We start from the raw sequence: 12,562 nt of genomic DNA, 5'->3' as shown, positions 1-12,562 counted from the left end.
GTAATTTCGGGGTGGGAGTTGATGTGGGTGTTTGCGCCTGGACGGTGCTAGTCAAGCTAGCTAACATTACCGCGACGATCGTTTCGGACAGGAATTTGGACATATTTAGATCTAAATAAGAAACCTACTGACTGAGTAGGGGTACGATCGGAATTCAATCTTGTCAATGCGTGGGTATTAATGAGGATAGCTGCACGATCGAAGATAGATTCGATCTCGCAGCGCTTCAGGATCGCAACTAACTAATCTTGACTTATTTTGCTGGTCTTTTCGGAAATTTGGGCAGATCGATTTTGACAGGTTTAGCGACGACGCGATCGCTATTACCGTCTTGAGGGGCAGGATGACTGACGGTTGGTGCTGGCCAATTAGGCGATGATTTGGCGAGCCGATGGTTGAGTTGGGTACTCTCTTTGGCAACGATCTCGGCGGATGCGGCCATCCCGCGCTCCTCAGTGAGGTTGTAGCGATTTGCCTCGCGGTCTTGGAAAATTGCTTCGCGCCACCCACTTGGCGCAGCGGTAGAAACGGCGACAACTGAGTGTGTCGATGGACGCAGGGGAACATCTAGTTGGGACTGCGGTGGTGCTGGTTCGATTTGGGTGAAGCTATCGGCGTCAAAGCTAGTTGCTGGGGCGATCTCATCGCTTGCTGGGGCAGTGGAAATCGCGTCGTCATCCAGGTGTGGCGCTGCTGGAGGTGCGGTAGTGTTGGGAGCCGCTGGGGGCAACAGTTCGCCGCTAGGAGTGGCGGTGAGTTGCAGTTTGAGGCGACGGTGGAGTTCGACGGCAACTTGTTCGGTTTTAGTTAATTTTTGCGATTGCTGCTGATATTTGTGGCGGAGTTGTTCGTGTTCGGCTTCGATTTGGGGGACGATGGTTTGGACGATTTCGAGTTGTTGGGAGAGGGTTTCGATCAGTGTTTGCTGGCGTTGCCCGATTTGGTGGGATGTCTCTAGCTGTTGAAAGAGCGAGCCGATGCGATCGTGGGCGTTACGCAGTTCGTCTTGTTGCTGGAGGATGGTAATTTCGTGGCTCTGATTCTGCTCTTTGTGGGTGTGTAAGGTTTGCTTGGCAGATGCTAAGGCTTGCTCTAACCTAGCAATTTCTTCGACTAGTTGACGATTGATTTGCCGCAGATTGCTGACGACCGTCAACCAATCAGTCCGATCGGGTTGGGCTTCGACTGTGGTATAAATAGTCTCGATCGCTTGGTCTGCTTTGGCTTGAGAAGAGTGTTCTGCTGGGGACATGGCAGGATGGAGGGGGTGACGGGGGGACGGGGGGACTGGGGGACTGGGGGACTGGGGGACTGGGGGACTGGGTGAAGAATCGCTTTACGTCATCTCAATCTGTGCGATTGCCGCAGTTAGCAAGTTCTTATGAACGCGGGATTGTTGGCTGAGATTTTGCACTGATTTCGGACTCAGTGCCTTCCCGGTGGTGAGATGTTGTTGCCAAGCTTGAGTAATTGCGGCAGCATCGGTGGGGATGTCCGCTAGTTCCCAGCCGGGGAGATCGATTTCGGTCATGAGTTTACTGACTTTTGGATCGTAACTAATCGCCCAACATTTAGCGCCCTCCGCTGCTGCCATAATCAGACTGTGATACCGCATTCCGATCGCCAGATCTACTCCTTGAAACAAACCTTTAAGTTGTTTGGGATTTGTCAGGGTGATTATCTGACTATTATCGGTTAGTTCGGCCTGAATTTGCTGGGCAATATTCATGTCTGTAGTCGGTTGAAAGGGAACGAGTAAAATATGGCTGCCAGTGGCGGCTTGCAGGTCTACTAAGGCGGTGGTGAGGGTCTCCAAGCGTTCGTTAGTCAATTGGGGATGCGATCGCAAGGTGACGGCGATTTTCGGGCTGGCGATCTGGGCAATCTCGGGCACTGGTGTCGCTGTCATACTCCAGACTGGATCGGGAGCTAGCTCGCAACCGATCCCCCACTGCGCCAGCAAGGCGGCAGAGGCGGTATCTCGGACGCTTAAAGCCGTACAGTTGCTAAAAGCCCGTTTGGCAATCCAGCGAGTCAGGGGCTTGCTTACAGGGCCGATGCCTTGGGCGATCGCGATCGTTTGTAGTCCAAACTGTTGCGCCAATCCCATTAGCCCCCCATAATAGATCGAATTACGCAGACTTGTCGCATCTTGAATTAGACTGCCGCCACCTAAAATCAAAACTTGGGACTCTCGCAGGGCGCGAATTACCGCTCCACTATTCATTCGATCGTAACTTCTGACGCCATAACTCTTGGATGTAGCGCGCGGATCGGCGGACAGCACCAGTGGCTTCACATGGGGCGGTAACATCTCTAGCATCGCCACTAGCAATGCTTCATCGCCCCCATTACCTTTGCCATAATAACCACACAGTACAGCCTGGATCTCAGTCATTTGGTCGCACACCCGATCGATACCTCAGAGATATTCTACATCTTCAGCTAGTTGAATAGACTTCCTGGGTTGGGAGATGGGAGATGGGAGATGGGAGAGGGTAAAGGGTAAAGGGTAAAGGGTAAAGGGTAGAGGGTAGTGCTTGGTGGAATTAAAATCGCATAAAAAACTAGACCCCAATCGAAAGGTAAGTCTCGATCGGGGTCTAGTTTTTAATTATTAATTATCAACAATTAATTACTAATTAATTTAATGGAGCTGGGCAGAGTCGAACTGCCGTCCGCCCTGGGTATTAACTTTCCGCTCATTCACAGGTATAGTCTATCTAATCCTCAAGACGGGAGTGACCAATTATCCCAGGTCGCAGGATGCTCTGATGAATCTTAGCTATTTAACCTACCAGAGACGGTTAGATAGAGCATCCGTTGAGGGTTTAGTTATAGTAATTAACGGAGTCATACTATAAATGCTCGACTTAGAAATTAATCGTAAGTTTTTTTTAGGCGGCTACAGGAGCTGCTTTACGAGCGAAAGGTACAATGTTGTTTGCATCTATATTTATTTGAGCCGATATTAACGAGAGGTGACTCACTCTCGACCTGTATCACAGTGCAGCTTTCGCCAACACGTCGAAACCTTTACAGCCCCAAGTTTTTTCATTATATAGTACTTTTAGGGATTTGGGGAGGGGAGTGTGGATAGTGGATAGTGAATAGTGGATAGCTGTGGAGTGTAACGCGCAAGCGCATTTAGGGTGTCAGAATCTAATTTATTATTACTATCCACTATTCACTATCCACTATTCACTAATTTATGAAATTACTCTGTATCAGCAACGGACATGGTGAAGATGCGATCGCATTACCAGTGCTCCAAGAGTTGCGAAAATTAGCCCAGCCGCCAGAAATAGTTACTTTGCCGATCGTGGGTGTGGGCATGGCATATAGTAATAATGACTTCTCGATCGCGGGTAAAGTTCAAACGCTGCCATCGGGAGGATTTCTCAATCAGGATAGTCGGCAATTAGCGCGGGATCTTCAGGGGGGATTGGTAGGATTGACGATCGCGCAAATTCGGACTGCTCGCAATTGGGCGCAAGCTGGGGGTAAGATTCTGGCAGTTGGCGATATCGTGCCGCTATTATTTGCCTGGATGAGTGGGGCGGATTATGCCTTTATCGGCACGGCCAAATCGGAGTACTATATTCGCGATCGTCAGGGGAACATATTACCATCACAGCAAGACTCGATCGAAGTTAGAACTGGCTCCTATTACTTGCCGTGGGAACGGTGGTTGTTGAGTCGCAGTAGGTGTCGGGCGGTATTTCCCCGCGATAAGCTAACTACCGAAATTCTGCAACAGCATCAAATCTCAGCTTTCGATCTGGGCAATCCGATGATGGATGGAGTCGCCACCGAGCCGAGCCGATCGCTATTTTACCAGCCGCAATCGGTCAAACGCGAACTAGCGCGTCCGCTGATTGTTACCTTATTACCTGGTTCTCGTCCGCCGGAGGCTTATGCCAATTGGGAGCAGGTACTTATCGCCGTAACTAGTCTGATTTCGGTCTTTAAGCAGCGTCAGATCATCTGTTTGGCTGCAATCGTCCCGACGCTAGATTTGGATACCTTGCAGGGCGATCTCAGTCGATCGGGTTGGCTGCCAGTTGTCGATCCCGATGCGGAGCTAACCGAGCTGATTCCCGCTGCGGGGACAATTTATTATCAGCGCGAAAATGCCACGATCGCCATCAGTACTCAAGCTTACTCACAGTTTATGCACAAAGGGGACTGCGCGATCGCGATGGCGGGCACGGCGACGGAACAATTCATCGGTTTGGGGAAACCTGCTTTTACTATTCCTGGTGCTGGCCCTCAGTTTACCCCAGGTTTTGCCGAGGCGCAAACGCGACTATTGGGTGAATCGGTAATTTTAGTATCTCAGCCGCAAGATGTGGGAGTGGAGATCCAGAAACTATTGCAGCAGCCAGATCGACTACAATCGATCGCGCAGAATGGTTTGTTACGGATGGGTAAACCTGGAGCCGCACACAGGATTGCTGAATGTTTGATGGAAGTCATGAATTAATTAACAACCAAATGAAAATAAATGGATTGACTACAAAACCAGGAGAACATAATGTTTGAGTGCCATATTTGTAATTCGAGAAAGTCTCACGCCGAGAATATTAGCGAGGTGTTTCAAATTGACGGCAAATTTCATCTTGTGGCAAATATTCCTACGACAGTTTGCTCTAACTGTGGAGAAGCGATCTTCAGCCGAGCGACCACAGAACATATTAGATCGATGCTGCATAGTAATTCTCAGCCGATCGAAACAATTTCTATGGATGTTTACGCATACTAGTTATGAGTTTGCGAACAAACTCAAACCCAATCCCGTCTATAATTAGGTCGTTTAGCGATCGAGTGAGTCTTTTGAAACAGCGTTCTAACTATTGGCAACTTCTTCCCTATCTGAATCCTCATTGGCAGATGATTAGCATCGGCTTATTCTGCGTTGTTGTATTTAGTCTTTTCTCGCCATTGATGGCATATTTAGCAGGAGATATATCTAAATATTTAGGTGCGGGAAATGTTGAGTTATTAATTAAACTCAGCTTAATTGGTGGATTGGTATTTGTAATTCGGGGCATTGCTCAATACGGACAAGATGCTTTGATGGCGAAGGTCGCATTTTCCGTCACCTTAGATTTACGCAAACGAATTTACAATCATTTACTAAAAGTAGGTTCGGCTTATACTCAGGTCGTGCAGACTGGGGATTTAGCCTATCGCTTGACTGAAGATATCGATCGAGTCGCTGAAGTTATCTACAAAATTTTTCATCAATTTATCCCTTGTGTACTGCAATTAATCCTAATTTTGGGATATCTAGTTTGGGTAAATTGGCAATTGACGATCGCTGTGTTTATTATGGCACCCCTGATTGCTATTTTAGTAGGCTGGTTTGGAGAACAACTCCGTAAATTCTCCCTCCGCAGTCAGAACAGAACTTCAGATTTATCTTCATTGGTTACTGAATTTACTGGCAACATGCGATCGATTCAAGCTTTCGCAGCCGAGGATTATGCTAATTTTCGATTTGGGCAAGAAGCCGAGCTAAATCGTCAAGCAAAATACAGTACTGAAAACCTCAAAGCTTTTCAGTATCCGATTATTGGCTTTATCCAAGCAGCAAGTATTTTGTTCTTATTTGTCTTGGCTGGTTGGCAAATTTCGCTAGGAAACTTGACTGGAGGCAAATTTGTGGGTTATGCAACTGCAATCGCCTTAATGATCGATCCAATCTCGATTACTACAGGTAATTATAATGAGATCAAACAGGCAGAAGCCTCAATCGATCGCGTCTTTGATTTGTTCAATATTCCAATCACAATTATCGAAAAGCCTAACGCGATCGAGTTACCCCGCATTACAGGTAAGATTGATTATCAGCATGTCAGTTTTGGTTATACGCCCGATAAATCAATTCTCAAATCATTCGACTTAAGTATCAAACCAGGAGAAACGATTGCGCTTGTCGGAGCTTCTGGCGCAGGGAAAAGTACAATTCTCAGTTTGTTAAATCGCTTTTATGATGTCTCATCTGGTAGCATCTCGATTGACGGTGTTGATATTCGCGATGTAACGCTCAAAAGTCTGCGCCGTCAGATTGGCATCGTCCCCCAGGATACAGTATTACTCTCAGGACATATCGCTCAGAACATCGCTTTTGGACAGACAGAATTCGATATTAAAGATGTCGAAGAGGCGGCTAAAATTGCTAATGCTCATCAATTTATCTCTCAACTTTCGCAAGGTTATTATACTTACGTTGGTGAAAAAGGGACGACTTTATCGGGCGGACAAAAACAGCGGATTGCGATCGCCAGAGCGGTATTATTCAACCCCCGCATTCTCATTCTCGACGAAGCAACTTCGGCGCTAGATTCCGAGTCTGAAGCATTAGTGCAAGAAGCACTCGAACGAATCATGGCAGATCGCACGGTATTTATTATCGCTCACCGTCTGGCAACAGTCCGCAAAGCAGATCGGATTTTAGTGATTGAGAATGGTGAAATTATCGAATCAGGTACTCATAGCGAACTACTCGATCGATCTGGACGCTATGCACAATTCTATGCGCGACAATTCAGCCAGCAAACTTAGACTAAATCTCCCTCGAAACCCAACATTTAGAGGATATTGGTGTGTGAGTTGGGTTTTGCTATCGCTCAACCCAACCTACAGATTTTCTAATTTCTGCACTAGCCCTGGCTTTTCCTACTTTAATACCAATGAAGACACCAGCTCGATAATGCTGGTAAAAAATCGGTTTTTAAAAATAAATCGGCTGTAATCCTTGCTACTGCATCACCATCTGCCCTAAATCGTCGCTCCAATTTATTTTCCAGACATTACGCCAGAACTGAAATTACAGCGATCGAGATGGGTAGTCTAGAGGTAGTGCTATTTTTGCCGCTACCCAGCATGACTACTAACGATCCATTATTTCCACTGCGAGAGGCACTCAAGTTCTCGCCCGATAATATCCCGCTCCGCCAACATATCGCCGATACGTTACTCAATCGGGGCGAAGCGGCGGCGGCGGCGATCGAATTTCAACAAGCATTAGCCCTCGCACCAGCCAATCTCGATCTCAAGCTGGGTTTGGCGAGAGCCTTTTATCAGGAGGAGAAAGATTCCGCCGCGTTAGTAATCATCGAAGATTTACTCGATCGTGGCGAGACTTCCGCTACTATTTTAACTCTCCACGCGCGGCTACTGATGCGATCGGGTGACTTGCATACCGCCGCTCAACAATTTCGTAAAGCAATTTCCCAAGATCCCAGTTTACAGGATTCCGAATTAGTCGATCGATTGGGTGTCAAGCAAGCTCAGGGTTTCGAGCCTGATGTACCAGCCCCCGAAGGGATCGAGAAATCGAGTATTTGCTTTGAAGATGTGGGTGGGATGGAAGATGTCAAAGAAGAAATTCGCCTGAAGATTATTTATCCGCTCACCCATGCCGAAATGTATCGCGCCTATGGTAAATCGATCGGGGGTGGGATTCTATTATACGGCCCACCAGGTTGCGGTAAAACCCATTTAGCCAGAGCCACAGCGGGCGAAATTCGGGCGGGATTTATTCCCGTCGGTTTGAATGACATTCTGAACATGTGGATCGGTAATAGCGAGAAAAATCTGCATGGATTATTTGACAGAGCGCGGCGAAATCAGCCCTCAGTTTTATTTTTCGATGAAGTAGACGCGCTCGCCGCCAGTCGCGCGGATCTGCGCCAAAGTAGCGGCAAACAACTCATTAACCAATTCCTCACTGAGCTAGATGGGGTGCAATATTCCAATGAGGGCGTACTGATTCTTGCGGCGACTAATGCGCCGTGGCATTTAGATACCGCCTTTCGTCGCCCTGGTAGATTCGATCGCATCCTGTTCGTACCACCCCCAGATGCTGCCGCTCGTGCCAGCATTCTGCGTTTGCTGTGTCAGGGCAAGCCGACATCGATCTCGACTATCAATTCCTCGCCCAGAAGACGGATGGCTGTTCTGGGGCAGATTTGAAGCTAGTGGTAGATCTGGCGGTGGAGAAGAAGCTCCAAGCAGCGATGAAAACAGGCATTCCCCAACCGTTAACTACCAAGGATTTAGCCACAGCAGCCAGCGGGGTGAAACCTTCTACTCGCGAATGGTTTAGCACGGCACGTAACTATGCCATTCATGCCAATCAGGATGGTAATTACGACGAGATTTTAAAATACCTGAAGATGTAGTTTTGGCCTCGCAATCTCAAATTTAAAACCGTTTATAAAGTTATGGATACAACACTCGATCGCGCTTGGTTATTGATGGGGAGCAATCGATTCGATCGATCGGAGCAAGAAATTCGCAAACATCTGAGCGAAAACCCAGATGATGCCCGCGCTCATACAATGCTGGCAATGTGTCTATTCGATCTGTCTCTTCATGATGATGCGATCGAGTCAGGTAAAAAAGCAATCGAGCTAGTACCAGAGAATCCTTATCCCTATTGGGTTTTAGCTTGTATATACATCCGATTGCAGCAACTAGATTCGGCTGAAGAATATCTGTTTGAGGCGATCGATTTAAATCCAGAGTATCCCGACTTTCACGCATCTTTATCCGAACTTTATTGGATGCGAGGACGTTCTCGTGAACTACCACATGAACAGAAAAAAGACTTTTTAGACAAAGGATCTGAAGCTGCTCGAACAGGTTTAGAGATTGAAGCAAATCATTTTAATTCCAAATTATATTTAATTAAGAATCTATTAGCTCTTGATGATGACAACTGCATTATCGAAGCAATCGATTTAGCAGAAGAATTACTCTCTCTCGATCCAGAAAGTGCCGAAGCTCACGAAGTTTATGCTCAGGCTTTATGCTGTAAATCAAGGAAAATAAAATATACTAAACAGGATTTAAATAGAATTTTATCGATTTTACAAGAATCACTTCGGCTCGACCCAAATCGACCTTATGCTAAGTTCTTAGCCTGTCACTTATTAGAGTGGCATTATTCAATACTGTCAATCAAGGAAGCTTGGCTTATAACTTTTCTCAAGTTTGTGAATATCGCCGCAATACCACTACTATCGCTGACATTATATTTTTACAACGTCAATGGCTTTCAGATATATTCGACAGGAGTTTTTGCGCTCTTAACTCTCATAAGCTTGATACCCATAATAGACTTGACTCAAGCACAACTGAGAATTTACTTTAACATCCAGTATCGTAAATTTTCACAGTCTGATAAAGCGATTGATTTGTTTAGATGGATAATTGCAATTATCGCTATTATTGGTTTGAGCTGGCAATACTTACCAGTATTTGTAATTAAAATATTAACCCTGATATTATGGTTTTGCTTGCCTGTTGTGGTGATAGTCTTATTATTTTCACTGCGCCGTTTAATAAAGAAATAGTAAAAAAAGACTTAAAAAGCAAATTTGCCCTATTGATAGCTCCCGATCTCCAAGCCTTCCCAATACTTCTCGGTTAATCTAAAAAATAGTTAGTCCGCGTAGGCGGACTTTGCAACACAAGCCACGATTTCAATCGTTAGCGGCACATATCAATCGGTTTTTAAAAACCGATCGACGAAAACCCGCGCCATTGCGTCGCCACCCCCCGCACCGCCGATTCGCTCTAGTCCATTTTCACGACATTGTTGGAGGTATTCTGCATTCCCCAACGTGCGCTGAATCGCTTGCGCCGCTTGAACGATCGTTTCCGCCGTGGCTGGTTTGGTACCGATGGTTTGAATCGAGGAACCTAATAGCCGCATTTGCGCTTCGGCAAATGTATAGGTAAACTGAGGGCCAGCACCAGGAATTTGAATAATGGGCTTACCCAAACCGACGGCTTGCTCGATCGCGGTGCCAGCCATTCCCGCGACAAGATCGCACTGATGTAAAATGTCCGCAAAGGCGTCGTAAATGCAGCGTAACTTAATCTGATGCTCGGGATGAGTCAAATAACCTGTCGGATGATATTCCCACCCTCTTGCCGCTGCTACCTGTTGGAGCGGGATCGTACCAGTCGCATCTGGTAAGCATAAGTTTGGCGTGACGGCGGCGCAAAACTGAATCCCATTCGGAAATAATGGTGTTGTCGCGATCGCTAAATCTAAAAGTAACTGTAAATTATTTCCGGCTTCTGGCAATCTACTTCCAGGTAATAAGGCAACTAGCGGTACTGGCGATAATTGCAAATCTTTCCCCGTAATTTCTAAAGCATCCATCGCTGGAAAGCCGACAAATATGGCTTTATCATAACCCTGTTTATTTAACAGTTCGGCTGTGTAGCGATCGCGTGTAAAAATCTGCTGACAGCGATCGGATTTTAGCAGCCATTCTGTCAGTTTCGGATACTGCATTCTATTCTCATAATATGCCGAACTCGATACCATAAATGAGATGTATGATTTGCCTGTCAAGTAGGCACCCAGCAGTACGACGACATCGCCAACTGCAAAAACTGCTTCGCAATCTTGACTATATTTACGAATGGATTGAACCTGTCGCCAGAGTAGGGTAAATAAACCCGATCGAATATCTTCTAGCAGTTTAAACCTGTCGTTATAGACGAAACCACCTGAAGGTAATGCTTCGGTGGGGCCGATAATATCGATATTTAAGTTACGATAAGCATTACCATAACCGACGATCGGCATTGCGCCGATTTTGACATCTGGGATTTGTTGGCGTAAGGCTTTGACTATTTGAATGGCATTGAGATCTTCGCCATGTCCGTTACTGATGAATAAAACTTTTTTCGGTGGCTGGTTTGAGTCTAAACTGTCCATTATTTAACCGCAGAGGCGCGTGAAGAGCGCAGAGATAAAGACTAAGTTAAAAGCTGAGAATATAAATATTCGGTTTTAATTAACATTCGATCGAGTGCAAAGTATTCTTCATATCTTGCTCTGCCATTTTGTGCTAATTCATCGACTAATTCGGGTCGATCGAGTAAGTATTGCATTTTTTCAGCTAGCATGTCTATATCTTTAGGCGGAATTAAAAAACCTGTTTTACCATCGGCAATTTGTTCGACAATACCGCCGATAGTCGTCCCGATGGTGGCTTTTTGTTGCGCCATTGCTTCAGCACAAGCTAAACTACAGGCTTCTTGCAACGAGGGCAAGACAAAGAAGTTAAATAAGCTCATTAGCTCAGGTAAATCGTTGACATAACCTGTGAAAATTGTCCTGTCTGCAATTCCTAAATCTTGAGCTTGCTGCTTGAGCTGCTGCTCTAATTCACCTACGCCTGCAATTACCAGACGTAAATTTGGTTTACCTTGTGCCACTCTAGCAAAAGCTTGTAATAAGTACGTCAATCCTTTGGCTTCGGATAGTCTAGCTGCCGTACCGATGATTGTTTGGGTGGTAGGATCGAGATTGAATCGCTCGGCTAAAGATGTGAATTTGGATCGATCGAGTATTGGTGTCGGTACGCCGTTATAAATCATCTCTAGTTTGGCGGGATTCATGCCAAATTTGACTAAAATGTCGGACTCTGTTTGACAGACAGAAATTACTTTAGTTGCCCAGAGATTAGCAAATAAACATGCTAAGCGATAGCTGACATCTGCACTGGCTCCATGATAGCCATGTACGGTAAATACAATCGGCAATTTGGGAAATAATAACCGCACGGGAATCATTAGTTCGTGTGCGCCATGAACGTGGATCAGATCGATCGATTGACGTTTTTGAGCGGCTTTAATTCCCGCAATTAGTTCTCGCAATCCTTTGAAAAAGTTACGTTCCCAGGCTGTAAATTCACAGTAATCGAGTTTTTGTTCTAAAAAAGGTGGCAACCCTTTACCCGTTGGCGCAAGCAATGTTACTCGATAGCGGTGTTGATACTCTTTCATCAGACTTAATGCCTGTCTTTCCGTACCGCCCAGATTTAGATAGGGTAAAATATAAACCAAATGCTTGGCATTTACCATACTTATGTAGGGTGGGCACTGCCCACCAACTAGGGTTTAAATACTGACAAGATCGACTGGGCATCACCGATAGTTTATTTGATGGCAGTGTTTAAATTTTATCGCTACGGCTGAAACCTTTGGGTACCCACACTTCGACTACGCTCAGTGCAAGCAAGGGGCACCCCTACAGGTTAATTGGAGGTAGCATCACAATTGTTAGTAAATTCCCATCGACTTAGTGCGAATGGGCTTGCAATACGCCTACGCTAGTTTGAATTGGGATGATATCTAGAGTATCTGGAGTCGCACAGAATTTGAGATCGTCAAAGCATTCTAGTCGTACCAAGCGTTGTCCGTGACTGGCGAGGTAAAATAAGTCTAAAAGATTGTCTTTCCACTGACGGTATAACGCGATCGAGGCTACTAGTTCATCATTACCAGCGACATCCGACAAGGGTACATTCAATTTAGTAATGATACTATCGGCGACCGCACCCGCACATACGGTATCTTCGAGTGAGTAGTCGCCCTCCCATCCCGATCCTACCATCCAGACTGTCTCTGGCTGCTGGGCGACGACATAATCGACGATCGCTTGACGGTTGACTAAAGCGGCGGCGAGGACGATTTTGGCATCCTGGATGCGCTGCAAGGTGCGGGTACCATTGGTGGTGCTGAT

Annotated in this window: 11 protein-coding genes and 1 other RNA gene; 6 read left to right on the top strand and 6 right to left on the bottom strand. The window is 46.1% G+C overall.

Features of this window, described 5'->3' with window-relative positions:
* Positions 1-253: 253 nt before the first annotated feature.
* From RMO35_RS16240 to ssrA, 3 genes are all read right to left on the bottom strand, one after another.
* Complete coding sequence (locus tag RMO35_RS16240; RefSeq protein WP_309742365.1) at positions 254-1,252, bottom strand: hypothetical protein; 999 nt, start codon at positions 1,250-1,252, stop codon at positions 254-256.
* 84 nt (positions 1,253-1,336) lie between these two features.
* Complete coding sequence (gene csaB / locus RMO35_RS16235) at positions 1,337-2,398, bottom strand: polysaccharide pyruvyl transferase CsaB (RefSeq protein WP_309742364.1); 1,062 nt, start codon at positions 2,396-2,398, stop codon at positions 1,337-1,339.
* A gap of 250 nt (positions 2,399-2,648) precedes the next feature.
* Positions 2,649-3,046: a transfer-messenger RNA gene (gene ssrA, locus RMO35_RS16230) on the bottom strand.
* Positions 3,047-3,211: 165 nt separating this feature from the next.
* Here ssrA and RMO35_RS16225 point away from each other — a divergent pair.
* From RMO35_RS16225 to RMO35_RS16205, 6 genes are all read left to right on the top strand, one after another.
* Positions 3,212-4,486, top strand: a complete 1,275-nt coding sequence (locus RMO35_RS16225; protein WP_309742363.1) for a lipid-A-disaccharide synthase-related protein — start codon at positions 3,212-3,214, stop codon at positions 4,484-4,486.
* A gap of 51 nt (positions 4,487-4,537) precedes the next feature.
* Positions 4,538-4,765 (top strand): YgiT-type zinc finger protein, encoded by a 228-nt coding sequence (locus tag RMO35_RS25400; protein ID WP_310413132.1) that lies wholly within the window; start codon positions 4,538-4,540, stop codon positions 4,763-4,765.
* A gap of 71 nt (positions 4,766-4,836) precedes the next feature.
* Positions 4,837-6,570 (top strand): ABC transporter ATP-binding protein, encoded by a 1,734-nt coding sequence (locus RMO35_RS16220; protein WP_396135687.1) that lies wholly within the window; start codon positions 4,837-4,839, stop codon positions 6,568-6,570.
* 279 nt (positions 6,571-6,849) lie between these two features.
* On the top strand, positions 6,850-7,983 hold the full coding sequence (locus tag RMO35_RS16215) for an ATP-binding protein (protein WP_309742362.1): 1,134 nt from the start codon (positions 6,850-6,852) through the stop codon (positions 7,981-7,983).
* The gene (locus tag RMO35_RS16210) at positions 7,905-8,192 is read left to right on the top strand and encodes a hypothetical protein (RefSeq protein ID WP_396135686.1); all 288 of its coding nucleotides are present in this window, start codon (positions 7,905-7,907) and stop codon (positions 8,190-8,192) included. The genes RMO35_RS16215 and RMO35_RS16210 overlap by 79 nt, the downstream gene beginning before the upstream one ends.
* Positions 8,193-8,234: 42 nt before the next feature.
* Entirely contained in the window at positions 8,235-9,368 is a 1,134-nt protein-coding gene (locus RMO35_RS16205; protein ID WP_309742360.1) for a tetratricopeptide repeat protein, read from the top strand.
* 149 nt (positions 9,369-9,517) lie between these two features.
* On the opposite strand, the gene RMO35_RS16200 is transcribed toward RMO35_RS16205, so the two are convergent.
* From RMO35_RS16200 to RMO35_RS16190, 3 genes are all read right to left on the bottom strand, one after another.
* On the bottom strand, positions 9,518-10,750 hold the full coding sequence (locus tag RMO35_RS16200) for a lipid-A-disaccharide synthase-related protein (protein WP_309742359.1): 1,233 nt from the start codon (positions 10,748-10,750) through the stop codon (positions 9,518-9,520).
* A 41-nt stretch (positions 10,751-10,791) separates the two neighbouring features.
* Entirely contained in the window at positions 10,792-11,901 is a 1,110-nt protein-coding gene (locus RMO35_RS16195; protein ID WP_309742358.1) for a glycosyltransferase family 4 protein, read from the bottom strand.
* Between the two features lie 217 nt (positions 11,902-12,118).
* Positions 12,119-12,562: 2-phosphosulfolactate phosphatase (locus RMO35_RS16190; RefSeq protein WP_309742357.1), on the bottom strand; the 444-nt coding region annotated here is incomplete at its 5' end.

The organism is Chamaesiphon sp. OTE_20_metabat_361, assembly GCF_031364565.1.
The sequence above is the reverse complement of the archived record's forward strand: the minus strand, read 5'-3'. Positions and strand labels throughout refer to the sequence as shown.